28 protein-coding genes are annotated in these 26,378 nt (G+C 35.2%); all 28 read right to left on the reverse strand.

Features of this window, described 5'->3' with window-relative positions; genetic code table 11:
* Positions 1-33: 33 nt before the first annotated feature.
* Positions 34-810 (reverse strand): O-antigen ligase family protein, encoded by a 777-nt coding sequence (locus AC0ONG_RS25090; protein ID WP_223285820.1) that lies wholly within the window; start codon positions 808-810, stop codon positions 34-36.
* Between the two features lie 481 nt (positions 811-1,291).
* Positions 1,292-2,284, reverse strand: coding sequence for a glycosyltransferase family 4 protein (locus tag AC0ONG_RS25095; protein ID WP_042596747.1), 993 nt, complete (start codon positions 2,282-2,284; stop codon positions 1,292-1,294).
* A gap of 121 nt (positions 2,285-2,405) precedes the next feature.
* Positions 2,406-3,203 (reverse strand): glycosyltransferase family A protein, encoded by a 798-nt coding sequence (locus AC0ONG_RS25100; protein WP_016079675.1) that lies wholly within the window; start codon positions 3,201-3,203, stop codon positions 2,406-2,408.
* 186 nt (positions 3,204-3,389) lie between these two features.
* Positions 3,390-4,145, reverse strand: a complete 756-nt coding sequence (locus AC0ONG_RS25105; RefSeq protein WP_042596749.1) for a glycosyltransferase family 2 protein — start codon at positions 4,143-4,145, stop codon at positions 3,390-3,392.
* Between the two features lie 101 nt (positions 4,146-4,246).
* The gene (locus AC0ONG_RS25110) at positions 4,247-4,897 is read right to left on the reverse strand and encodes a sugar transferase (protein ID WP_016079673.1); all 651 of its coding nucleotides are present in this window, start codon (positions 4,895-4,897) and stop codon (positions 4,247-4,249) included.
* A 20-nt stretch (positions 4,898-4,917) separates the two neighbouring features.
* A complete protein-coding gene (gene galU, locus AC0ONG_RS25115) occupies positions 4,918-5,802 on the reverse strand; it encodes a UTP--glucose-1-phosphate uridylyltransferase GalU (protein ID WP_016079672.1) in 885 nt (294 codons plus the stop codon).
* A gap of 243 nt (positions 5,803-6,045) precedes the next feature.
* Positions 6,046-6,813 (reverse strand): tyrosine-protein phosphatase, encoded by a 768-nt coding sequence (locus tag AC0ONG_RS25120; protein ID WP_474204403.1) that lies wholly within the window; start codon positions 6,811-6,813, stop codon positions 6,046-6,048.
* Between the two features lie 110 nt (positions 6,814-6,923).
* Positions 6,924-7,625, reverse strand: coding sequence for a CpsD/CapB family tyrosine-protein kinase (locus tag AC0ONG_RS25125; RefSeq protein WP_042596754.1), 702 nt, complete (start codon positions 7,623-7,625; stop codon positions 6,924-6,926).
* Positions 7,615-8,358 (reverse strand): YveK family protein, encoded by a 744-nt coding sequence (locus AC0ONG_RS25130; protein WP_042596756.1) that lies wholly within the window; start codon positions 8,356-8,358, stop codon positions 7,615-7,617. Before AC0ONG_RS25130 ends, AC0ONG_RS25125 begins: the two co-directional genes overlap by 11 nt.
* 262 nt (positions 8,359-8,620) lie before the next feature.
* Complete coding sequence (locus AC0ONG_RS25135) at positions 8,621-9,298, reverse strand: CpsD/CapB family tyrosine-protein kinase (RefSeq protein ID WP_000467944.1); 678 nt, start codon at positions 9,296-9,298, stop codon at positions 8,621-8,623.
* Between the two features lie 341 nt (positions 9,299-9,639).
* A complete protein-coding gene (gene fabZ, locus AC0ONG_RS25140; protein WP_000931959.1) occupies positions 9,640-10,074 on the reverse strand; it encodes a 3-hydroxyacyl-ACP dehydratase FabZ in 435 nt (144 codons plus the stop codon).
* Positions 10,075-10,502: 428 nt separating this feature from the next.
* Positions 10,503-11,504: a rod shape-determining protein gene (mreB, locus tag AC0ONG_RS25145; protein WP_000457978.1), complete on the reverse strand. Its 1,002-nt coding sequence runs from the start codon at positions 11,502-11,504 to the stop codon at positions 10,503-10,505.
* A gap of 160 nt (positions 11,505-11,664) precedes the next feature.
* The gene (spoIIID, locus tag AC0ONG_RS25150; protein WP_000544012.1) at positions 11,665-11,937 is read right to left on the reverse strand and encodes a sporulation transcriptional regulator SpoIIID; all 273 of its coding nucleotides are present in this window, start codon (positions 11,935-11,937) and stop codon (positions 11,665-11,667) included.
* Between the two features lie 308 nt (positions 11,938-12,245).
* On the reverse strand, positions 12,246-12,380 hold the full coding sequence (locus AC0ONG_RS25155) for a hypothetical protein (RefSeq protein WP_000008903.1): 135 nt from the start codon (positions 12,378-12,380) through the stop codon (positions 12,246-12,248).
* 141 nt (positions 12,381-12,521) lie between these two features.
* On the reverse strand, positions 12,522-13,427 hold the full coding sequence (locus tag AC0ONG_RS25160; protein WP_001214924.1) for a M23 family metallopeptidase: 906 nt from the start codon (positions 13,425-13,427) through the stop codon (positions 12,522-12,524).
* Between the two features lie 162 nt (positions 13,428-13,589).
* Positions 13,590-14,297 (reverse strand): ABC transporter permease, encoded by a 708-nt coding sequence (locus AC0ONG_RS25165; protein WP_000144420.1) that lies wholly within the window; start codon positions 14,295-14,297, stop codon positions 13,590-13,592.
* Positions 14,297-15,139 carry an ABC transporter ATP-binding protein gene (locus tag AC0ONG_RS25170; protein WP_400521849.1) on the reverse strand — a complete coding sequence of 281 codons (843 nt, stop codon included), beginning with the start codon at positions 15,137-15,139 and terminating at the stop codon, positions 14,297-14,299. The genes AC0ONG_RS25165 and AC0ONG_RS25170 overlap by 1 nt, the downstream gene beginning before the upstream one ends.
* A gap of 181 nt (positions 15,140-15,320) precedes the next feature.
* Positions 15,321-16,328, reverse strand: a complete 1,008-nt coding sequence (locus AC0ONG_RS25175; RefSeq protein ID WP_081143265.1) for a LytTR family transcriptional regulator DNA-binding domain-containing protein — start codon at positions 16,326-16,328, stop codon at positions 15,321-15,323.
* 97 nt (positions 16,329-16,425) lie between these two features.
* Complete coding sequence (gene spoIID, locus AC0ONG_RS25180; protein ID WP_000672656.1) at positions 16,426-17,445, reverse strand: stage II sporulation protein D; 1,020 nt, start codon at positions 17,443-17,445, stop codon at positions 16,426-16,428.
* Between the two features lie 210 nt (positions 17,446-17,655).
* Positions 17,656-18,960: a UDP-N-acetylglucosamine 1-carboxyvinyltransferase gene (gene murA, locus AC0ONG_RS25185; RefSeq protein WP_000411275.1), complete on the reverse strand. Its 1,305-nt coding sequence runs from the start codon at positions 18,958-18,960 to the stop codon at positions 17,656-17,658.
* Positions 18,961-18,999: 39 nt separating this feature from the next.
* Complete coding sequence (locus AC0ONG_RS25190) at positions 19,000-19,704, reverse strand: YwmB family TATA-box binding protein (protein WP_000767913.1); 705 nt, start codon at positions 19,702-19,704, stop codon at positions 19,000-19,002.
* Between the two features lie 51 nt (positions 19,705-19,755).
* Positions 19,756-19,992, reverse strand: a complete 237-nt coding sequence (locus tag AC0ONG_RS25195) for a DUF1146 family protein (RefSeq protein ID WP_000057889.1) — start codon at positions 19,990-19,992, stop codon at positions 19,756-19,758.
* 202 nt (positions 19,993-20,194) lie between these two features.
* Positions 20,195-21,709, reverse strand: coding sequence for an NADH-quinone oxidoreductase subunit NuoN (gene nuoN, locus AC0ONG_RS25200; RefSeq protein ID WP_002083561.1), 1,515 nt, complete (start codon positions 21,707-21,709; stop codon positions 20,195-20,197).
* Positions 21,710-21,716: 7 nt separating this feature from the next.
* Positions 21,717-23,219, reverse strand: a complete 1,503-nt coding sequence (locus tag AC0ONG_RS25205) for an NADH-quinone oxidoreductase subunit M (RefSeq protein ID WP_000998944.1) — start codon at positions 23,217-23,219, stop codon at positions 21,717-21,719.
* Positions 23,216-25,078: an NADH-quinone oxidoreductase subunit L gene (gene nuoL, locus AC0ONG_RS25210; protein WP_000568215.1), complete on the reverse strand. Its 1,863-nt coding sequence runs from the start codon at positions 25,076-25,078 to the stop codon at positions 23,216-23,218. Before nuoL ends, AC0ONG_RS25205 begins: the two co-directional genes overlap by 4 nt.
* 30 nt (positions 25,079-25,108) lie before the next feature.
* A complete protein-coding gene (nuoK, locus tag AC0ONG_RS25215) occupies positions 25,109-25,423 on the reverse strand; it encodes an NADH-quinone oxidoreductase subunit NuoK (protein ID WP_000100079.1) in 315 nt (104 codons plus the stop codon).
* A complete protein-coding gene (locus AC0ONG_RS25220) occupies positions 25,416-25,940 on the reverse strand; it encodes an NADH-quinone oxidoreductase subunit J (RefSeq protein WP_001012810.1) in 525 nt (174 codons plus the stop codon). Before AC0ONG_RS25220 ends, nuoK begins: the two co-directional genes overlap by 8 nt.
* Entirely contained in the window at positions 25,937-26,356 is a 420-nt protein-coding gene (nuoI, locus tag AC0ONG_RS25225; RefSeq protein ID WP_000677191.1) for an NADH-quinone oxidoreductase subunit NuoI, read from the reverse strand. Before nuoI ends, AC0ONG_RS25220 begins: the two co-directional genes overlap by 4 nt.
* Positions 26,357-26,378: the final 22 nt, after the last annotated feature.

Consider the following 26,378-nt stretch of genomic DNA (forward strand, 5'->3'; position numbering starts at 1 on the left):
CTAAAGCCATATTCATGTAATATATAAAAAATCTCAATTAGACACCTTATTATTACTTAAGCTATCCTTCTTCCCTTTTATAACTGCCATAATACAAATCAAAAGCCAAAATACAGGATCATAAATAAAAGTTTTTGACACTAACAACTTAAATGAATTACTTAAAACAACTATAAATATTATTAATTGTTTTTTATTTTTTACAACCATAAAACAAGTAACTATTTCATATACTAAAAAGACAACTATTAAACCACCCAGAAGAATACCATAGGTTGAAAATATGTCTAAAAATATATTATGTGGGAAGACTCCATATGTCGATTGAAATTTACCTATTCCAATACCAAAGACATTCTCCTCTATCGTATGTATACCATATCCATAAATGAAATCACGATTATCAAAGACGCCTGAAATTTTATCTACTGATAAAACACTTTTTAAACTATTAATGAAATAACTATTTGCAGTAAAACTAATATTTTCAAGAATCTTTATTAATCCATTTAATAAGCCAACAAAATTTAATGCTAAAACCGAAAGTATTATTAACATTGAAACCCTTTTTAACCAACTATTTGTCAATTGATAAAAACAGATTATTAGAAGAGCTGCTATTATAATAAAAGCTCCCTTAGGACCATTAATAAAAGCTATTCCTAGCAAGGGAATTAAACATATTAATTTAAAAAACTTTTTATTTATAATTGCGTCACCTAAAATAAAGCTTAAACCAAATACACAATAATATCCCCATGTCATGTAATCATGTATAATGCTGACTTTTCCCATAAATAATGCAGACATATATATCAACGTTATAGCATAGGAATGCCATAAAATATACTTATATAAGTATTCATGACTGATAGGGAACAAGAAGACAATTAATAATATCAATCCATATAAAACAAAGTGATTGAAATAATATGATAACATGGCATTATTATTCAAATAAAATGTAATAGTAAATGAAAGTATCATAAAATACATATAAAACACAAGTTTATAGTTTCTAAAAATCTTCAATTGAAATTTATTTATCATGAACAATAATGGAATGAACAAATACTCTATTGCCATGTTAAAAGAGATACCAAATAACCAATTCAAACCTATTTGATAAATATTTAAAAAGACAATCAATGATATTATGAAACTATTTATTTTTAAAACTGCAGTATTATCGACTCTTATAGACATATATTTCACCAAAGATTTTCCTTATTAATTATTTTTCTCTGATATTCTAATTACAAGTAATTCCTCTAAAAATAACAATTAACTTCTACTCTGCTTCTGCTAAAATATGCATTATTTTTTTATAAGAACTTTCTACTGATGTTTGATCTTTTTTTATACTATTGATCAACCTATTATTGTTACTATTAAATAAATTATGCATTATTTTGTTTGAAATCTCTTTTATATTATCGACATCATTAATCAAATCATTTGCTTCTAAACCATTAATAATCGCTTTTGCCCCAACATTCTGTGAAATGAGCAAATTACAACCGCCTATTAAGGCTTCCATTGTTGCAAGGCCAAACGTTTCAAATTCACTATTTTGAATATACAAATATGATTTTTTGTAATAAGATTCCATATCTTTTTTTGCTACCTTTTCAATATACTGCACAAAAGGATATGACTTAATTTTATTAGTATCTTTTCCAACAGCCCCTATAACTATTAGCTTTAAATTAGAATTCTTATGTGTATTCAAATAATCAATAGCTTCACAAACTACTTTAATTTTTTTTAAAGGGACACCTCCACCTACACATAATAATGTTTTAGGTTCCCTTTTTACATTCTCATAATCCGATGCTTCGATCATCCCCCAATCAATTCCATTATTTACAAAAGTTAATTTGTCAATCCACTGAGGATAACTAACCTTTATGGATTCCATAAAATTTTCTGATACACAAATAGTAATCGGTGCCACTTTTAATGTTTGTTTCTCCACATTAATCAATTTAGAGTTAGAATTTTGATTTATTTTACCTTCTAACAACGCGCTCCCATGCATTAAATATGCTGATTTTTTTCCCAGTAATTTTGCAATTTTGAATCCAATAATATTAATTTTTGACAAACCTGAAAAAAGGACTGCATCAGACTTCCTTATCTTTGAATACAATTCTATTATCCTTTTATACAATTTAGTTTCCATTGAATATAATGTATTATTAGGCATATATTTTTTTAACGCTTTGTTAACACTAGCTGGCCCATTGTCACTATCAAAATCACCTACAAAAAATAACTTCAATTTGCTTCACTCCAAATACTTGCTTAAATTATGTCGATTACTTCATAAAAATTATATATTATACTTAATAAAAATATATAATTTTTATACCCTTGCCTACCTAACATTATCTAGCATTCTTCTATCTATGGATACTGAGATAATTTTTATGACCTTTATACATACTGTTAATTGCCTTAATGAAATTTGTTTCATGTCGATATAACTTATACTTACGAATAGCAAACTGCCATATTAGAAAGTGATAAAATTTATTACTTAATGCAGTAAACATTGCTCCTTTATCCCAAAACAACTTATCATTAAAACCATTAAACCAAGTTGATTCATCACTATTATCAATAGATAATATAGATACAGGTTCAAAATGAATTTTCAACCCTTTTTTTAGACATTCAAAAAGAAAAATGTTCTCTTCTCCACACTGATAATAAGAAGAACCAGTTCCAAATAACTCATCAAAATAGATGTCATTCTCTATTATGGATTTTCTTCTAAAAGTAATTTGTACTGAAGATACTTTCATCACATCTATATATCCAAGGCTTTTCGCTTCTTTGTAAAATTTTTTCTTATGTCTTCCATCTGTATCGTAACAAAAAATTATTACATCTGCTTCTGCATTTTCTTCATATGCTGTTTTTATTTTATTTGTATAATCATCATGATAAAATAAATCATCATCACAAATCACACAAATATCGCCACTTGAATTTTTAATTGCCATATTTCTGCTTTTACTCAATCCTTTATCATGCACATTAATAAATTTAAGTTTTTCCTCATCCAAATTCCGTGGGATTTGGATGTTATTATCTGTCAACTGATTTATAATCACTGCTCTATCTTTTATATTCATACGATGAATCAAATTATAATTTGTTTGATTCATCGTGGATACTAACATTTCTATATTCATAATTACTCCTTTTTTATTAGGTACCATTCCAATTTTACATATTAAACTCTTAATAATTTATCCCTAACATAATTGTTAAAAAGTACATACCAAATAAGCAGTACATACTACCATAAACATTGATATATTTTTTCTTTTATATCCCTAATGGATATGCTTTTCTCCAATAAGGTTTTGATTTTACATTTATTTCCTCAAATATTTTAGTGATGTATTACAAATATACATCACTAAACATTGCATTGATTTTAAAAAACTAAGTTTTTGATTTTTCCTATATATATTCCAAGTCCATATAATGGTTTTGAATTTATTTGAACTTAGCGAATTATTTGATTTTCTATATGAAGCTAAATTTTCATTTACTCCATAAGCTATAACTCCACTTTTCATGATACTCAACCACGTTGCATAGTCCTCATGTCTTAAATCTGGCATTTCGATATCTCCAACCTGTTCTTTATCAATCATAACTGTCAAACACCCTATTGGGTTACCACCTCTTAATAACCTATGATAGTCAACAACACTAGGCGCCTCGATTATTTTATTAAACGTTGTCCCATCTTCATTCATCCATTCATAACTTGAAAAGGAGAAAACATAATTGTTTTTCTGCATAAAACTTAACTGAATTGATAATTTATTAGGATGCCACAAATCGTCACTATCTAAAAAAGCAATATATTTCCCATTAGCGGCCTTTATGGCTGTATTTCTAGCAAAAGTAACTCCCCTATTTTCATCTAGAGCTATTAGCCTAATCCTTTTCTCGGACTCCATATATTGTTCAATAATTAATCGACTGCTATCTTTGGAGCAATCATCAACAATTATTAATTCCCAATTAGAATAATTCTGATTTATCACAGATTCAATGGTATTTCTCAAATACTTTTCAGCATTATAGACTGGAGTAATAATTGAAACCAATTCTCTCATATACATTACACCTCTAAAATATATCTTTTTTAACTATTAACATTCTAATATAAAATGTTATTTAACTTTTTAGTTTTTCTATAAGGTACCCTCTACTCTTCTTACCTAGCGCCCTCTCCAGTAAAAATAACCTTAATAGTTTTAAATATTATTTTTACGTCCATAAATAGGCTTAAATTTTTTATGTAGTAAATATCAAACTCTAATTTTTCCTTTGGTGAAATATCATATCCACCATTTACTTGTGCCCACCCAGTAATCCCTGGTTTTACAACTATACGATTTTTAAATCCAGGGATTTCTTTATTAAATTGTTCAGTAAATATTGGTCTTTCTGGACGAGGTCCTACCAAACTCATATCACCTTTTAGCATATTAATTAGTTGCGGTATCTCATCAATTCTAGTTCTTCTAATAAAAGCACCTATCTTTGTAACACGAGCATCATTTTTCTTCGCCCATTGTGCTCCATTTTTCTCAGCATCAATATACATTGACCTTAATTTTATTATATTAAACACTCTTCCGTTTAATCCCACACGCTCTTGAAGAAAAAAAGCCGGGCCATTTGACTCAAGTTTTATAGCTAAAACAAAAAGTAACAATATCGGCGAAAGAATTACAAGACCCAGTAATGCCATAAGAAAATCAGCCGTATTTTTTAAAGTAAAATAAATGTAATGATTAGGAAGGTTAATATTAGTTTCAATTGTTTCATCTAGGGGATATTTTTTCATTTCTCTCATAGCCATATAATGCTGCACCTCTTATTCTATCTAAAATTATCCAATCTGTTTTGAAATAAATTGCTAATATACTCTATAAGTTCTTCTCTTAATTGAGCATTCTGCAACCCAAACTCTAGGTTTGTAGTAATAAAACCCAACTTCTCCCCAACATCATAACGTATTCCTTCAAAGTCATACGCGAATACTCGTTGAATCTCATTTAATTGTTGAATTGTATCCGTTAATTGAATCTCTCCACCGGCACCTGTTTGCTGGTTCTCAAGAAATGTAAAAATCTCCGGTGTTAATATGTAACGACCCATAATTGCTAAATTTGATGGTGCTGTTCCTTGAGCTGGTTTCTCTACAAATTGACGCACTTGATAACGACGGTCATTTTGTTCGATTGGATCAATGATACCGTAACGATGTGTCTCATTTTCTGGTACTGTTTTTACACCAATAACAGATGATTGTGTTTCCTCGTATTGGTCCATTAATTGACGTAAACATGGTGTTTCGCCTTGGACAATATCATCACCAAGTAACACGGCAAATGGCTCATTTCCAATAAATTTACGCGCGCACCATACTGCATGCCCTAAACCTTTTGGTTCCTTTTGTCTTATGTAATGAATATTAATTTTTGAAGATGCTTGTACTTTTTCAAGCATTTCATACTTCCCTTTTTCTAAAAGGTTTTGTTCTAGTTCAAAAGAATGATCGAAATGATCTTCAATGGCACGTTTTCCTTTTCCAGTCACAATAATGATATCTTCAATACCTGATTCTATCGCTTCTTCTACTATGTATTGAATTGTCGGTTTATCGACGATAGGTAACATTTCTTTCGGCATTGCTTTCGTCACTGGTAAAAATCTTGTCCCAAGACCAGCAGCTGGGATAATCGCTTTTCTTACTTTTTTCAATTATAGGCCCCCTATAAATCTATTTATTAACATGTAACAATAACAAAAACCCTACCTATAGAGTCATACTTATAACTCCATAGGTAGAGTTTCTATTAGAAATAAATTATGGGCATCCAACCCATCCTCACGTCATACTCCCGACGACAAGCGTCTAAGGTAGGTTCGAAAATAAATTTTCTACCCACAGCACGACCGAGTGCCTCCATTGATAACGGTTAGGAGACATCACCAGTTCCTTATTTAAAAAATACCGAACAATCTTTTACGACGGATTTGTTCTGGATCTTCTTTGTAAATTGCCTTCCCGCTAATTAATAAATACGGATTTTCTTTTAAATCACTCATAACATTCATCCCGAATTCTTTCTCAATTAATTCATAGCTTTCCGCTAAATGAAATCCTCTTGACGTTGTGTTATGTGCATCTGAAGCGACCATATGTGTTAAATTATGTTCTACAAGTTGAAGTGAAAACTTTTTAATTTTTTTACCGAATTTCCCTAATAAACTACCCGCCGTTACTTGCGTTAATGCCCCTTTATTTACAATGTTATATAACTTATCTGGCCGCTCGATTAACTCGGCATTACGTTCTGGATGAACAATAATTGGAATCATTCCCTTTACACGTAATTCGTATAATAATTGTTCAGCATAACGAGGTACGTGATTCGATGGAAATTCAATGAATATATATTTATTTGTTTCATTTAAAGTAACGATTTTACCAGCTTCATAGTCTTCTAATAAATCACCATATAACCTGACCTCTTGCCCCGGTAAAATAGTAAGTGGAATATTATATTGTTGTAGTTCATCATTTAGTTGTTTTACGTGATGAATAATTGAGGTACGTTCATTTACATATTTGCCATTTTGATGATGTGGTGTAGCAACAATGGTATGTATTCCTTCTGCTACGGCTTGTTGCGCCATTGCTAAACTATCTGTTACTGTCTGTGCACCGTCATCGATGCCATGTAAAATGTGACAATGTAAATCAATCATTTATTTTATCCTCCCTCTCTCATATAAAAATCTTTTTTCCCTTGAATATGAGAAATCTCATATTCAAGGGAAAAAAGGAGATATGTTTCAACCATATCTCACTCTTTTAATTAGTTTGCACCGTAGTAATAATATAAGCCTTCTTCACGTTCACGATCGTTCAGAACAACACCTAACAATTTACCTTTAGCCGATTCTAACAATCCTTTTGCTTTTACTGCTGTTTCTTTCTCTGTTGATTCACTACGAACAACAAGAATAGAAGCATCACATACATTTGCCATAATTTGCGCATCAGTTACAGCTAAAATTGGTGGCATATCAAAAATAACTAGATCGTACATACTGTATGCTTGTCCAAGAAGTTCTTTCATTGACTTTGAGCCTAACAATTCGGCCGGGTTTGGTGGGATTGGACCACAGGCTAAAAAGTGTAGATTATCTACTAATGTTGTTTGCACACATTTCTCTAAACGTTCACTATGTGTTAATACGTTCGTTAGTCCAAAAATATTATCTACTTGGAACATTTGATGCATTGCCGGTTTACGCATATCCGCATCAATTAATAATACTTTTTTCCCTTGTTGAGCAAACACAACTGCCATATTTGCTGTCGTTGTCGTTTTCCCTTCACTTGGGTTCGCAGATGTTACCATTAGTGAATGTAAATTCGTATCAACAGCTGCAAATTCAATATTGGTTCGAATATTACGATATTGCTCTGAAATTGGTGATTTCGGTTGTTGATGAGCAATTAATTGACGACGCTGACGATGATTCTGTTTCTTTTTAAATAAATTAAGAGCCAATTGTTTGTCCCCTCACTTTTCTTGATGATGGAGCGTGCGATTTCACGTTCATTGTTTCTTCATCCATACGAGCAACGATACCTAACACTGGTAATCCAAGTAAGTTCTCAACATCTTCTTCTTTTTTCACTGTGTTATCTAAGTATTCTAGTAAGAATGCAAGACCAATTGAAACCATTAAACCAATAACGAAAGCGATTGCTACATTTAGCATTGGACGTGGTTTAATTGGAGATAGATTTTCTGCAACTTCTGCTTTTGATAACACTGTTACGTTATCAACACTCATAATTTTAGCAACTTCACCTTTAAACACTTCTGCAGTTGTATTAGCAATATCACGAGCTAGTTTTGGGTCTTTATCTTGCGCAGTTACCGCCACTACTTGTGAGTCTTTCTCATTAGCTACTTCAATTTTATTGTTTAGCTCTTGTACTGTTATATTTAAACCTAGCTTTTCTTTCACTTGATCCAAAATAACAGGGCTTTTAATGATAACCTTGTATGTATTTGTTAATTGAATATTTGTTTGTACCTCATTGTATTGAATAGCTGCCCCTTCTTGCTTCTTCTGGTTAACAAGAATCTGCGTCGAAGATTGATAGATTGGTGTCATAAAGAAGAAGCTAATGATAGCACTTACTATAGCTGCACCAAATGCGATTACGAGGATCATTGCTAAACGTTTTTTTAAGATATGAAATAACTCTTTTAAACTAATTGTTTCTTCCATAAGTTCCTCCAACTTTCTAAAATTTACACATAGGAAAAATTATAACATATAAATCTTACATTTTTTATTTTTAATAATTCAGTTCTATATTTGTTCACAAGAAACAAGTTTAATCTTACAAAATAATCTTAAATATGACAACACATTCCAATGATTTTCCAAATTATTTATCATATCATGTTTTTTATGCTATGTAACTTGAGAAATAAATTTCAAAATGAGAAAAAAGCCAACAAGTATTCCTTATTGGCTTTTTTCTATTTTAGTAATAACCATACTGCTCTTTTTCTTCTCTTTTATCGTTTAAAACGACTCCAAGTATTTTTCCTGATGCTTTATCTAATATTTGTTTCGCTTTTACGATTTTATCTTTTTCTGTCTTTTCACTGCGTACAACGAGTACGATTCCATCACATTTATTCGCAAGTATTTGTGCATCCGTAACCGCAAGGACAGGTGGTGTGTCAATTAATATAATATCAAACATGTTATATGCTTCTAGCAACGCCTCGTCCATTGCCCGGCTCCCTAATAGTTCTGCTGGGTTTGGCGGGATTGGACCTGCTGCCATTAAGTATACGTTCTCTATATCTGTTTTTTGAATGCATTGCATAAGTTTTGCTTGTCCTGATAATAAGTTCGTTAACCCATTTGAACTATGAATGGCAAATAAGTTTTGTATCGTCGGCTTACGCAAGTCAGCTCCAATTAATAAAACTTTCTTTCCTTGTTGTCCGAAAACGACTGCTAAGTTTGCGATTGTTGTTGTTTTCCCATCACCTGGATCTGCTGAAGTAACAATGATAGAACGAACATGATTATCTACAGATGTAAACTCAATGTTTGTACGAATGTTACGGTATTGTTCTGTAATACGCGATTTAGGCTCTTTATGTGTAATTAATTGTCGTAATGGTTTTCTTTTCTTTCTCCCGAACATATTCATAATCTCCTTTTGTGAAATGCGACATTTCCCTTTTCTCTCTTTTATGCTCGATTTCATACGTCTAATTAATATTCTTGCTGAGTTCCCCACATTTCATCATAATCAATAACATTCTACTTTGTCTTATTTAAGTACCTTAACAATATGACAATGCCCTTATTTCTTTATTACCTTTATCACTTATCCTGTTTTCTAGATAAACAATAAAGTAAGTATATGGTAATTTCCATCTATTTACAAGTTATTTTCTGATTAGTTTGTAAATTATCGTTTCATCGTTATATAGCAGAAATTAAAAAATCTCCTTGTCTTTTCACAAGGAGATTTTTTAATTTCTATTCTTTTTTATCACCAATCGCAAATGTAATTTCTGCCTCACATGCAACTTCACCATCTACTGTTGCGATTGCTTTTCCTTTTCCAATCGGGCCGCGTACGCGTGTCATTTCTACTTCTAGACGAAGCTGATCACCTGGTCGTACTTGTTTTTTGAAACGGCAATTGTCGATACCTGCAAAGAAAGCAAGTCTTCCGCGGTTTTCTTCTTTCTTTAATACTGCAACTGCTCCAACTTGCGCTAATGCTTCTACAATAAGTACACCAGGCATAACTGCATAGTCAGGGAAGTGTCCGTTAAAGAATTCTTCGTTTGCGGATACATTTTTAATCCCAACCGCTCTTTTTCCTTCATCTACTTCTAATATTTTATCAACAAGCAAAAATGGATAGCGGTGAGGAATGATTTCTTTAATTTGTTCTATATTTAGCATGTAACAATCGCCCCTTTTGTAATATTGGTCTTACCACTCGGACATATTGCTATTATCCCATTTTGTTTATTGTTTGTCATTACAAAGTAACATTTTATATTTAGCACAGCTTCCTAAAAAAAATGCACACACTCTATTCCATTAAAATAGTTGCACATTTTTGCAACTGACACGGAGGTGGAAAAGAGTGTATGCCCAAATTAGGGAAAGGCAATATGTATTGAAACATTATTTGCCTTAATGTCGTATTCGACTCATTATATTATAAACGTTTTCAAATAAGGAAATATTAAATTTAACCATATATATGAATATTTTACCTGTTTCCTTCATATTTCTCTATTTTCCTTCCATTTTCGCAAAAAATCAAAATAAAAAAATATAAAAACGAAAAAAAGAACTAAGGCGTCAGCCTTAGTTCTTTCAAATTATCTCAAAGCACGCTTTGGTAATCTGTCGATATTCTCTAACATAATACCTGTACCAACCGCAACGCAGTGCATTGGGTTTTCAGCAATTAATACCGGTACTTTTAGTTCTTCTGCTAGAAGCATGTCAATACCGTGTAGTAAAGCTCCACCGCCTGTTAGAATAACACCGCGGTCGATGATATCTGCAGATAATTCTGGTGGTGTGCGCTCTAATACGCCTTTTGCAGCTTGTACAATAACAGCTGCATTTTCTTTTAATGCTTCTGTAATTTCTTCAGAGCATACTGTAATTGTACGTGGTAAGCCTGTTACCATGTCACGTCCGCGAATTTCAAGTTCTTCGCTACGTGCACCTGGGAATACTGTACCAACCTTAATTTTAATATCTTCTGAAGTACGTTCCCCGATTAATAGCTTATACTTACGTTTAATATAGTTTAAGATCTCCATATCAAACTTATCGCCAGCCATTTTGATAGAGGAAGAGGTAACAATATCACCCATAGATAGTACAGCGATATCTGTTGTACCTCCACCAATATCAACAACCATGTTACCGCTTGGTTGGAAGATTTCCATACCAGCACCAACTGCGGCTACTTTTGGTTCTTCTTCTAAAAATACTGTTTTACCACCTGAACGTTCAGCAGCTTCACGAATTGCTTTTTGTTCTACTGATGTAATATTTGTTGGACAACAAATTAAAATACGAGGTTTTGAAAAGAAGCTCTTTACGTCCAATTTGTTAATGAAATACTTTAACATTGCTTCTGTAATTTCGAAATCTGCTATTACACCATCTTTAAGCGGACGAATTGCTACAATATTACCAGGCGTACGTCCCACCATACTTCTCGCTTCTTCACCGACTGCTAATACTTTACCACTATTACGATCAATTGCCACAACAGATGGCTCGTTTAATACAATACCCTTACCTTTAACATGAATTAATACATTAGCCGTACCTAGGTCAATTCCGATATCTCGCGCAAACATTCCCGTTTTTTCCTCCTCGATATTCAAAATCAGGTTACACCCGAATTCTTTTCACCTAATTTCTGATTTTATCATAAATTTAACAGAAACGTAATATTCGCAAAAAGAATTCTTCTGAAAAATATTACCGAATGTGAACGGAATGTTTGCTACTGTAACATTATTGACGTACAGGCTTCTCTACATCTTCTTTTCTATACTTTTGTTTTGTTGCTTCTCCACCTCTTAAATGACGAATAGACTTATGATAATCAAGAATTTCTTTTACTTCATTTGCGAGCTCTGGATTAATCTCTGGTAGACGTTCTGTTAAATCTTTATGAACTGTACTCTTTGATACCCCAAATTCCTTTGCAATGACACGCACTGTCTTTCTTGTCTCCACGATATACTTACCAATCTTGATAGTTCTCTCTTTGATGTAATCGTGCACACCACTCGCCTCCCTAATTTGGATGTGAGAAGGGTGAAATGAGCCTCGCTGCATACGACTAAGAAGTAAGTGTGAGTGCTGTTTGTAAGCGTTAAACATTCTTGGATTTATAATGAAATGATTCACGATTTCTCACCTCAAACACTCTCTTTGCTTTGGTTTATACCATTGTATTGCCCGCACTACTGATATATGCTACATGTTCACTATTTTTGCGGACTAAGTTAAGAAAAATTACATTTTTTTGTGAGAAATACGTTAAAACTGACTATTATGGCCAAAAAAAATGACACCTTGTATAAAAGGCGTCATTCTTCTCGTTCCAATTCTTCTTCTAACAACTGATGGTGGGGAACCTCTTTCTTACCGGCAATATAATAATATAAAGTGAATAAAACAAACAATAAAATAATAGCAGTCGACAGAACAAATAAAAATGACACAGTATCCCCTCCCTTTTGTAATATATATTCGAGAATCTCGTCATTTTTCCTTGTTTTTGCAACTTTTTTCTCGAAATTGATTATTTTTATATAGAAATAAAAAAATCAGTTCTCCTAATGAGAACTGATTTTTTCACTTTCTTATTCTTGTGAAGAAGAATCGTTAGATGATTGTGTAGAACCATTTGTTGATTTTTCTTCTTTCTTCGGTTCTTCTTTTTTGTCACTAGTTGAACCGCTTGTTGATTTCTCTTCTTTTTGAGACTTGTCTTCTGTTTTATTTTCTGGTTTCGTGCTCGTTGACTTCTCTTCTTTTTGAGATTTGTCGTCAGCTTTTTTACCAGAAGCATTCGTAGCTTTTGCAGCACCTGCATCAGCTTTAATTTCTGTTACTGATTTATTTAAGTAACGTTCAGGATTCACAGCCACATTGTCTTTACGTACTTCAAAGTGAACGTGAGAGCCTGCCTCTTTATTCATTGCACTTAGACCGGATGTTCCTAATACTTCACCTTGTGCAACTCTTGCACCTTTTTCTACTTTCACACTGCCTAAGCTTTGATAAGATACCGCTACACCATTTCCACTATCAACTGTTACAACATAACCAAGAAGTGAATCTTTTTCAGCTTTCGTTACTGTACCACTTAAAGCAGCAGCAACATTGAACTCTTTCCCATTCTTCGCAGCAATGTCAATTCCTTTGTTCGGGGAATATGTGTTGTTATAAAAGACAAGTGCTTTTTCTTGTTCCGCCTCAGTTGCTGCATCTTCATAGAATTTCTTCTGTACGACTACTTCCGCATTCGCGGCAGCTGGCATTTTCACTACTTCTGAAGATTTCGTTACTGGTACTGCTGGATCTTCCGATTGTGTATACGGTGTTGCTTGATCGTGGTTTGGAGTCTTCTTCGGATTAGCTCCTTGGAACCATAGCGCAACCATTAAGATTACCGCTGCACAAGCAATGTATAGTGCCGGAAACACCCATCTTTTCTGAAATAAATGTACTACCTTTTGCGACTTTTTATTATTTCTTCCTCGCATTCCATCATCACCTCAGCAATCATTTTGAACAATATTCACGTATCCTATACAACGTATAACTAATTACTTTTCGACAAAATCTGTAAAAATATGTATAAGGAATGTAAAATTTCCGAGGAAATGATAGAAAAAAAGAAAAAACTGAGCGTTTCGGCTCAGTTTTTAGTCTAATTGTTTCTTTTTGTACACAATAATACAAAGAATGATAAGACATATAGTCCAAATTGTATTGTTTAAAATATGTTCTTGAATCGCAATAAACCCTTCTCCCTTTATAACTTTTTGCAATGCCTCCATAACATGATTTGTCGGAAGAAGATTAACTACTTTTATAATAAATTCATTCTTAACCATTTCTTGTAGCATCGGCCCCATTATGAATATTATAAAAATCGGAAGCCCCAATATAGATGTTTGTGCTATATTTTGGGATAGTAAGCCAACTATAGTACCTAAAACGACACATAACAATGTTCCTATTAAAATAATAATAACTAGCATACCAATATTTCCTTTAAAAGTATCTAAAATCACTAAACTAATAAAACTAGATGCTAGTACAAAAAATACAGTTAATACACTTTTACCTAAAATAACTTCTATTGGACTTGCTGGAGACAACATCAATACTCGTAACGTGTGTTTTTCCTTCTCCTCTGCAATAATAATTGCTTGCACATAACTTCCCACCATGGTAATCGTCATTACAATAACAAAACCTGCAAAGAACTCTTTTATAGAATCCATATTACTATAGAATACAGCAAGTAGAATAGGTAATAGCGCCATTAATATAACTTGTGAGTTTTTACCTGCATCATTTATTTCTTTTCTTACAATAGCCGAAAACCGTTTCATTGAAAATGTCATTATAATCCCCTCCCAGTAACTTCAATAAAGATATCGCCTAGCGTTGGCTCGTGTGAATGAATAGATAACAGTTCGCCCTTTTTCATCCATTCTGAAATACGTTTTGCGCCTAATTCATCTTTTTGCACTACTTCTTTTTGTTTATCTTTTAATACGACCTCTATTTGATCCTTAGCGTATTTTAAGCGTAGGTTCTCTGGCGTATCAAGCGCTACAATTTCTCCGCCACAAAGGAAGGCAATACGGTTACAAAGCGTTTCTGCTTCATCCATGTTGTGAGTCGTTAAGAAAATGGTCGTTCCTTCTTCATTTAAGTCTTTTAAGATTTTATGAATGTTTTGGACGTTTACTGGATCGAGTGCAGATGTTGGTTCGTCTAAGAAGAGGATATCTGGTTTATGAAGGATTGCTCTTGCTAGTGTGACGCGTTGCTTCATTCCCTTTGATAGTTTCTTTACTGGTGTTTTTTTATCATCTAATAAATTTACTTGTGCTAGTACTTCATCGATTCGTTCTTTTTTACAATCGTATAGGTCACAAAATAATAGTAAGTTATCATAAATGCTAAGTCTTTCATATAAGCCGCTGTTATCTGTTAAAATACCAATTTGTTTGTAATCGATGCTACTTGGTCCTGTAATATCTTTCCCTAATACTCTTACCGTTCCAACACTATGAAGCAATTGAGAAGTTAAAATTTTTACCGTTGTCGTCTTACCAGATCCACTCGGTCCGAGGAATCCGAATATCTCTCCTTGCTTCACCTCAATATTTACATTTCGAAGTGCCGTTTTTCCACTGAAATTTTTCATTACATCTTTCATTTCAATTGCCAATGTCATTTCGTCATCCCCTTTGTTTTTCTTCTTTATAGATGAAAGTCGCTTTAGCGCTTTTCGTTCGTTTGTTTCGCTTTTCTTGACTCAATCATATGAAAAACAAAGGGTTTACACAGTAAAATACCGGTAAAAGGAGTATTTTTACCGGTGAATGAATCGCATGTTGAGCTTATTGGAGCACTTTTTATAGCCCAATCACGCCTTTTAATTCATCCATGCGTCCTTTTGAAAGCGGAATTGAACTTTTTCTTTCGTCATCCAAAATTAAGCTAAAACTATTACGAGTCCAGGTAATCACTTCTCGTACTCTTTGTAAATTTACAAGGTACGAGCGATGACATCTAAAGAAACCAAAACCTGTTAACCTTGCTTCTAGTTCACCTAATGTTAAAGCGCATACGAAATCCCCTTCACGAACGTGAATATGTGTTACTCCGTTTTGCGTTTCAATGAAATGAATTTCCATCGGATCAAGTAAAATGATTTTATCGTTCACTTTCGCTGGTATTCTTTCTAATTTCATTTGCGGGATCATTTGAATGACTTTTTCTTCATCGACTTCTTCCACTTCCTCTTGCTCAATTTCTATCTTTTTCACACCATCGTTGTTTAATATGTATACATCCTCTGTTAACGAGAGGGCATCTGATAGAAATGATGACGTAATAAAGATTGCCTTTCCTTGCTCTTTCATTTTCATGATTGCTTTTCGAATAATGATCGTACTCTCTATATCTACATTTTGCTCCGGTTCTTCCAAAACAACTAAATCCGGATTATGAATCATCACTCGTCCAATATGAAGACGACGCTTCTCTGAAAACGATAGTTTTTCTATTTTAACGTTTAGTTTATCTAGGAGACCAACAGACTGCACAACTTCTTCTATGCTTATCTTTGATTCATAAAGCCCTATTAAAAACTTAAAGTATTCCTTCACCTTCAAACGATCATATGCCTCATCTTTCAAAAAACAAAAGCCGATGCGTGGATAATTTTTCTTTCCAATTGCTCCCCCTTCAAACAGTACATTGCCAGTCGACGCTTCTTCTTCGCCTATAATGATGCGGTGCAACACTTTAGCTGTATGATTATTGCATTGCAAAACAACACATTGTCCTTTCGCGACTTTTAGGTCAATTACCGGTAATTGGTTCGTTTTCCCTAACTGTTTCAACTCCAGTAGCACCATTTCATCTCCCCCAAATGCCTTTTTATCCTATTATATCAAACAGTTAATGGAAAATTATGATATTTTAAACAAAAAATAAGTGCCAGAGTTCTGACACCTATTTCTTCACCATCAATTTTCCTTCATAATCATTCATCGTCTTTATTTCAACGCCTTTATAGTAATGAGCGACGATATCTGTATATTTCTTTCCTTCCGCTGCCATACCGTTCGCTCCGTATTGACTCATACCAACGCCGTGACCAAAGCCTTTCGTCGTAACGATGATTTTATCTCCTTGTTGTTTCCACGTAAAATCAGAAGAACGTAAATCTAACTTTTCACGAACTTCTTTTCCTGTTAATGTTTTTCCTTGAAAAGCTACATCCTTTACGCGCTTTCCTTCCGTAAGGTCTTTAATATTTCCAACCTTCCCGTCTGCTAGTACTTTCACACCGAGACGTTTTTGAAAATCAGCTACTGTAAATGTTTGCTCGCTCGTAAACTTTGGAGAGGCTTGATCCCACGGACTATCTACACTTTTCAAGTACGGATAATCATTTCCCCAATAGTCAGCTGCATTTTCTGTCCGGCCATTACTCGTTGAGAAGAAGGATGCTGAAATTGGTTTTCCATCATATGTTAAAACTTGTCCTGCTGTTTTCGAAACGGCTTCTTCGATTTTCTTCAAATTATTTTCGTAGTTATTACCCCATTGTTTCTTCAATTCTTCTTTACTTTTGTACACTTGATCTTTCACCGTATCTGTCACGTCCGCATTATTTTTCTTTCCTCCGCTTAGCATACGTTGTACTACAAATGTTCTCGCTGCTAATGCCTGTGCCTTTAGTGCCTCTATTTCAAAACTGGCATTCATCTCAGAAGCTACTACACCGGTCACATACTCCTCCATAGGCAATGATTCTACCTTCTTCTGTTTCTCACGATATACAGCAACTTGAACCGCTGTATCTACTTTTCCTGGAGCTGGTATACTTTCTATCGCTGGAGGAGTTTTAGAGGCCGTTTCTTCCCCTACTTTTGCTTTCGCAAATGGGATAACAAGGGCTGCAGGTACAATGATAACGAGCGCTATTAAGAGCGCTACTGTAATAAAAAGTGGCTTTGAAAATTTCATCCTATTTTCCCCCAATATAAAAGCTTTACTCCATTCATTCTTATGGAACAACTCTTTCTTTTAGAACATACTTAAGGAGGAAGAGCATAAAACGGAAATTTTCTAAATATTTTTACTGGTACGTGCATAAGTATAGAATTTATTGACTATAACAGTAATAACCCAAAAAAAAAATAGCCCCTATGTCAAAAGACATAGAGACTATTTCAATTAAGCGTGAAGATCAGAAACTTCTTGTTCTTTCACTTCTTCTACTTTTTCGTTTACACGTTCAATAGTTGCACCTAATGCAGCTAATTTCTTATGGAAATCTACATAACCACGGTCAAGATGTTTTAACTCAGTTACACGAGTATAACCTTCTGATACTAAACCAGCTAAGATTAATGCAGCTGCAGCACGTAAATCAGTTGCGCCTACTTCAGCACCTTGTAAGCTGTTTGGACCGTTCATAATAACAGAACGACCTTCAATTTTAATATCAGCATTCATACGACGGAATTCTTCAACGTGCATAAAGCGGTTTTCGAATACCGTTTCTGTAATCATGCTTGTTCCATCAGCTTGTAGTAATAATGCCATCATTTGTGATTGCATGTCTGTTGGGAAACCTGGGTGAGGCATAGTTTTAATATCAACCGCTTTTAACTTATCTGGGCCGATAACACGTACACCTTCGTTTTCCTCAATAATTTTAACACCCATTTCTTCCATTTTCGCTGTAATTGAGCGTAAATGTTCAGGTACAGCATTTTCAATTAAGATGTCTCCACCAGTAATTGCTGCTGCAACCATGAATGTTCCCGCTTCAATACGGTCAGGAATAATAGAGTGGTTTGCACCATATAATTTATCAACGCCTTCGATACGAATCGTTCCAGTTCCAGCTCCGCGTACTTTCGCTCCCATTGCATTTAAGAAGTTAGCTAAGTCAACGATTTCTGGTTCTTTCGCTGCGTTTTCAAGAATTGTTGTCCCTTTTGCTAATGTAGCTGCAGACATAATGTTTTCTGTCGCGCCTACGCTTGGGAAGTCTAAGTAGATTTTAGCTCCTTTTAGTTCTCCCTCAACATATGCCTCAACAAAACCGTTACCAACCTGTACTTTTGCTCCCATTGCTTCGAAGCCTTTTAAATGTTGGTCAATTGGACGTGAACCGATTGCACATCCACCAGGAAGTGCAATACGAGCACGACCATTACGTGCTAATAATGGTCCCATTACTTGAACAGATGCACGCATTTTACGTACATATTCAAATGGTGCTTCAATGTTTAGTTCTTTAGAAGAATCGATTGTTACTTGATTATTTTCAAATACGACTTCAGCATTTAAATGACGTAATACCTCATTAATTGTGTATACATCAGACAAAACTGGTACTTCAGATAGTACATTCTTTCCATCACTCGCTAATAGGGCTGCAGCGATTATAGGTAATACAGCATTTTTTGCGCCCTCAACACGCACTGTGCCGTTTAACCGCTTTCCGCCACGGACGATGATCTTTTCCAAATTATTCCCCTCCGTGTCCTTTTTTCAGTATCTATTCACTCAATACTCAGAAGTTATGATCGGTGTGCCAACCACAATTGTATCTTTGTTGTCTGTAGAACGTATTGCTATTTGCACATTTATTTTCTCTCTATTTGTTGAAAGAGCGTCATCCCACTTTTTATTGTATGCGGAGACTGACACAAATGCTCTTTCTTCTACTTGTTCGATCGCTCTTGCTGAAAGATCTTTCAAAACCTGATTGGTTTTATTTTGCAAAACACCTTCAATCTTATCATTCAGTACACCTTGAACACAAGTGTAAATTATAGGTTTTTCACTAAAAATTTTATTCACTTTTTGAACATACTTCGGGTCCCATTTCGCCCCACTTACTTCAAAGATAATGAAAGTGTTTTCTTTAGTATTTTCTTTACTCCAAGTTACTACTACTCGTTCTTCATGAGAAGCAAACTTTTTATAGGATGTAGCTTTATATCCATCTGGAGATTGCTCTACTTCCCACTTTTGAATATTTGCCTTGTCCTTCACATCGTTTAACAACTTTTGAAACGTATGTATATTAGAAATTGTTTTTGTTTCTCTAGCTAACCATGACCATTTTTCTACTTTAGCATCATTTTTCTCTAAAGCCTTAATCATGCTCTCCATTTTCTGTTCATCGCTTATCGGTTTCATCTCTCTATATCCAACCAAAAATAAAACAACACTAAGTGCAACAATAAGAATGGCTTTAAGCTTCAATTTCATCCCCTCCTATCCCCATTGTTAACGGAGATTTGAGGTTCTATACACTTACTTTACTAAATACGTTAAACTCTTCGAATAGCCTAAATAATCAAGGAAAAAGTTACTTACAGATGTCCCAATTGCAATTGTAATTAAGATGAGTAATACTCGCGTCTGCAGCACTTTTCCGGACTTCATTAAACGCTCAATGTGAATGCCTTGCAAAGCCCACCACGTAATGGTAATAAACAATAAATGCGAAACAATGGCAATCAGTGCTTGTTGCCCTAAAAGTTGTGCCAAAAAATCGACCCCTTTTTACTCAGCTACTACTTATGAAAGAATATAAAAACGATACCATAATAAGTAGGAGCCACACTTTTTCAAATGCAAATAGACATCTTACATTTTACATCTTGATTTTCTTTCAAAAAACGTATATCTACATTACAAGTTAACACAAAATAAAAAGCGCAGAGTACTGACTCCACACCTTTTATTTTCACTATTGTACCACGTTCCCTAAGAAGAAGAAATCTTTCATTAATGGAAAATATTCATAAAAGAAATTGTACCCAATCATCGGCATAATCCCTAGTATTACAATCGAAATTGCACAAAGACTCATAACAACCTTTATATTTAACGGTAACCGTATCCTCTCTTCTGTCTCTCCGGTGCGGAAAAACATTTGTTGTAAAATACGGAAATAATATACGAATGAAACAACTGTCGTACCCATCATAATCGAAGCTAGTACGTAATGTGCTGGCTCTACATGAAGCGCGCCTAAAAAGATGTTAATCTTTCCAATGAAGCCAGCCGTCCCTGGTATCCCGGCCAGCGATAAAATAAAGATTGTCATCATGATCGCTGCAAATGGTGATTTCTTATATAATCCGGTGAAAATCGTTATGTTTTCCTTATCGTTTTGTAAGATTAAGCCGTGGATAATGGCAAACGCGCCTATATTCATAAGCATGTATGCCAGCATATAAAACCACATGCTATCCAGCGTAAATGGTGATAATGCCACAAGTGGAACGAGTAAATACCCAGCATGCGCAATACCTGAATAAGCAAATAAACGTTTTATGTTGTATTGTTTTAACGCGACTACATTCCCAACAATCATCGTTATACTTGCTAGCACCGCAATATATATACTCATATGCCCATATAAAGATTGCATATCTCCTTGTATTAATACACTTGCAAAAACCATAAGGAACAAACGAATAATGAGTAGGAACCCAGCAATTTTAGAAATCGTTCCAAGAAAAGCGGTAACAGGTGTAGTCGCTCCTTCATACACATCAGGTGCCCACATATGAAACGGCACTGTGGCAATTTTAAATGAGAGACCAACTAGCAATAAAAGAAATGCAAGAGCTAACAATAACTGAATACCACTAGCGAGCTCCCCAGTGAGTACCTTTTGCATATCTACAATGTTAGTTGAACCTGTAATACCGTATAAATAACTCATTCCGAAGAGCGTGATCGCCGTTCCAATTCCTCCGCTAATGACATATTTCATTGCCGCTTCATTTGATGCACGGTTCTTTTTTCGTATTCCGACTAAAATATAAGAAGAAAGTGAAAGTAACTCTAAACCAACGAAAAGGGTGATAAAGTCAACACTAGAAGCCATGAACATCGCGCCAAGAAGTGCCATTAAAAATAAGTAATAATATTCGCCCTTATCTTCAATCGGATTCTTCTTATCATCGCTCATTGCGATGCATAAAATGAGAGCTGAGGCGCCTAATAACAACGTTTTAAACCCTTTTGAAAATCCATCTAACACAAACGATCCATTTAAAATATCTCCAGCTGGTTCGCTATATAGCGTAATTAATGAAACAATTGCTAATACGATGGCAGCGATCGCACCAAGAGCTACATATCTATGGTTCAGCTTAAAAAACAAATCACATATGGAAAGAAGGATGGCGGCCCCGAGAATAATAAATTCTGGCACCATTAGATGCCACGATAAGCTAAGTAACGTATTCATATCCATCCTACTTCACCCCCAATGTTTTCAATGTATTTTGAAGCGGATCCCCTAGTATCTCTGGCATAACTCCAATTGCAATAATACAAAAGATAAGTAGTAAAACAGGGACGTACTCCCATCCGTGTATATCAGATTTTGCTTCCCATTCTTTCTTTCCAAATGTCACTTGAAGTGTCGCTCTTAATACGTATACAGCGGTTAAAATGATGCCAATCACACCGACTGCAGCAATGACGGGCTCTCCTTGAAATAAACCGAGAAAGGCAAGAAATTCACTAACAAACCCAGACATCCCTGGTAATCCAAGTGATGCCATTCCTCCTGCTAAAAAGAATCCGCTAAGTATCGGTACACTTTTCGCAAGTCCGCCTAGCACCGTAATATCCGAAGTTCCAAATCGTTGTTCTATAACACCTAGCAAGAAGAAGAGCAAGGCTGCAATTAAACCATGTGATACAACTTGGAATAGCGCTCCTTGTGTACCAGGTGCATTAAGTGACGCAAGTCCCATTAATACAATTCCCATATGCGAAATACTAGAGTAAGCGAGTACTTTCCTAAAGTCCGTTTGGATGAGCGCTAAAAAGGCACCGTATAATAAATTAATTACGCCTAATATCGCAATTAGCGTTGCAACATCGTGAAAATATTCCGGGAATAACCCTTTCCCGAAGCGAATAATACCGTACGCTCCAATCTTTAACAAAACACCCGCATGAAGCATAACTACAGCTGGATGCGCTTCTATGTGTACATTGACCATCCAGCGGTGCAACGGAAAAACAGGTAGTTTAATTGCAAAGGCAATCATTATGGCAATAAATACACCAAGCTGCAAGCTACTTGGGATGACGAGTTCTCCCCCTGCGCTTACGCTTCTTAATATCTCTTTCAGCTCCACAATATTTGTTGTACCTGTTTTCGCGAACAAAATTGAGAAAACAATGAGCAAAATAGCTGAGCCAATACCGTTATATATTAAATAACTATAAGCAGCCTTTTCACTCGACAATTTTCCCCACTTCCCAATTAATAAGAACATGGGTGGCAACGTAATTTCAAAGAAGATAAAAAACAACATTAAATTTTGAGCAGCAAAGACGCCGAGCATCCCTATTTCTAGCATGAGTAACAGCATATAAAATGCTTTTAAATTGCTTTTAATAGAAAAGGCTGCAATTGCTGCAAGCATCGCTAGAAGAGCCGTCAGTACCATCATGACAAGCGACAAACCATCAATACCGAGCTCGTAATAAATAGAAAACCACCTTTTATCCACCGCTGTAAAATCTCCGAACTTAATCCATTTCACCTTTTCATCAAATAGTGACAAGCTCTTTCCAGAAGCATATGTACAAGCGAGGACGATGGCGATTCCAAATGGAAGTGCCGTCCCAAATAAGCCAAGCGCCCGCACTGTACGCAATTCCTTTTTCGGTGTTAATACAAGCAATAAAATTCCTAAAAGCGGGGAAAAAATGAAGAACGTTAACAACAAATCATTCATCGTAAATCCCCTCCCGTATAGAGCAAAATAATGACGAGTACAGCGAGCGAAACAGCCGTTACAGTACCGTACACTTGTACATTCCCGTTTTGAAGCTTCGAGCCAAGGTTACTTGTGCCTTTAACTACACTTGCAATTAAAACTGCAATTCCTTCGACTACATACACTTCAAATAAGCGAAGCACACGAGCGATTCCTTTCGTAATAGGGATCACCGTCATGTTGTATAGTTCATCCACATAATATTTTTCTTTCAAAAGATTATAAAGCGAGGTTCCCGTACCCCCAGCCCACTCTCTAGAAATTGATTTCTTGCCATATATGAAATATGCAAGAGCGATTCCCGCAAATGAAACGAGCGTCGCAACAATCATAATCCAAACTGGTCCATGCGCTTCTTCAACCTTAAACCCTACATCTTTCGTCAACCAATCTCCGAGAAACGTCCCAAACCATGGTGTATTTATATATCCTGCCACTACTGCGAGAACGCCGAGAACAATCATTGGATACGTCATAATGCGGGGCGACTCATGCACATCTTCCTTCGTCTTCGCTTCCCCAATAAAGACAAGGAAGTATAGACGAAACATGTAAAATGCCGTTAAGAATGCCGCAAGTACTGCTAATACGAATAAAAAGTAATTACCATTCATCCAAGTCGCAGCCAAAATTTCATCTTTACTAAAGAACCCAGAAAGGAGTGGAACCCCACTAATTGCAAGTGTACCTATCAAAAATAGCGTACCAGTTACTTTCATCTTCTTCTGTAAACCGCCCATTTTGTTAATGTTTTGCGTATGCACGGCATGAATTACACTTCCTGCTGCCAAAAATAGTAGTGCTTTAAAAAAAGCATGTGTCGTCAAATGGAATATACCAGCTACATAACCAGCAGAACCTAACGCGAGCATCATATACCCGAGCTGGCTAACTGTAGAATAAGCAAGTACTCTCTTTATATCTGTTTGTACAAGGCCGATAGAGGCCGCAAAGATTGCAGTGAAAGCTCCGACAATTGCCACTGTCTGCATCGCTACCGCACTTGCCGAAAATAATGGAAACATCGTCGCTACTAAATATACGCCCGCTGCAACCATCGTCGCCGCGTGAATAAGTGCCGACACGGGCGTTGGCCCCTCCATTGCATCTGGCAACCACGTGTGAAGCGGGAACTGACCTGATTTCCCCATCGCCCCGATAAAAATTAATATCGCCGTTATTGTAATCATGTAAGGAGGTAGATCCCCTGTATAAATCGCCCTAAATATTGCGTCATATTCAAAACTACCTGCGTACCAAAAAATTAAAATCATCCCGATAAATAAACCAACATCCCCAATACGGGTCATAATAAAAGCCTTTTTTGCAGCAGCCTTCGCTTCTTCTTTAAAGAAATAAAAACCGATAAGTAAAAATGAGCCAAGGCCAACTAATTCCCAAAATATATAAAGCTGTAATAAATTCGTTGATATAACAAGCCCTAACATCGCAAATGTAAAGAGTCCTAAATATGCGTAAAAGGTTGGTAATCGTTCATCACCTTTCATATAACCTTTCGAATACACATGTACAAGCAGACTCACAAGCGTAACGATAAACAACATTAAAGCTCCTAATGCAGTCACTTCAAAGCCAAATGATATATCCACATCTCCAGCTCTAAGCCACACCCACTTATGCTTCACGCTTGCTTCTGAAAATCTTTCTATTAACACAAGTACCGCAAGTATAAAGGAGAGAAAGACGAAAAAAATACTAAGTACACTGCTTCCTTCTCTAATTTTCTTCCCGAATATAATAAGTAACAAAAACGAAACGAGTGGGAAAAGCGGTATGAGCCATGCATAATCGATCATTGTTTCCTTCCCCCTTTTTCGGTCACAATGCTATCCTTTGAGCGTATCCATTTCATCCACCTGAACTGTCGTACGATTACGATATAAAGCAATTAAAATAGCGAGTCCTACCGCCGCTTCCGCTGCCGCTACAGCCATCGTAAACAGTGAGAAAATTTGACCTGTTAAATTCGGAAATAAGCCTAATTTACTAAACGCCACTAAGTTTAAATTGGCAGCATTTAGCATTAATTCGATACAAACTAATACGATTACTGTATTCCGCTTTGTTAAAGCTCCAAATAGGCCGATGCAAAACAAAATAATCGCAAGTGTTAAATATGCAGAAGCCGGAACGCTACTCATTGGAATCCTCCTCTTTCTCGTCCTTTTTCGCAAGTATAATCGCGCCAACGAGTGCTACAAGTAAAATAACTGAAGTTAGTTCAAATGGGATAATATATTTTGAATAGAGAAGCGTACCGATTTGAAGTGTGTTGTTTTCATGGAGAGGTAAACTTCCTTGTGTGCTCTCATTTGCAAAATCAATATTATTAACAGCGAAATACATAACCGCTCCAAATGCTACAACCGCAAAGAAGATAATCCATTTTCGAAGAGTAAGACGCGATTCATTTTCCGCGTTATGTTTCGTTAACATAATGCCGAAAATCATAATAATTGTGATTGCACCAGAGTAAAGTAAAATTTGTGCAACGCCTATAAATTCGGCTGATAAAAGAAAATACAAACCTGCAATGCTGAGAAATGTTAGAACGAGAGCTAGCATCATGTGCATAACTTTCGTTAAGTTCAACATAAGAACACCGCCGATAATTGCAGACAAGGATAGTATAAAGAATGCTACAAACTCGCCATTCATGCCTTATTCTCCTTCCTGACGTTTTCGTCGTTTTCGTCAAGCCACTGCAAATTTTTAAATAAGTCATCACGTGAATATTCCGCGAGCTCAAAGTTATTTGTCATGACAATCGCCTCTGTCGGACAAACTTCTGTACATAAATCACAAAGAATACAAATTTCAAAATTAATATCATACGTGTCGATAATTTTTCCTTTTTTCGTAGGATCCGGATGTTTCTTTCCTGTTAACTGAATACAGTCTGTCGGACAAATGTTAGAGCATTGATTACAAACAATACATTTCTCCGGATAGAATTTTTGAATCCCCCGAAAACGGTCTGGCAACGGCAACGGTTGATTTGGATAATCATACGTTACCTTCTTCTTGCTCAAATTACTTAGTGTATATTTTAATCCTTTAAATAGTCCCTTCATCTCTTACTGGCACCCCCCTCAT

The organism is Bacillus sp. TCT6, from assembly GCF_056033845.1.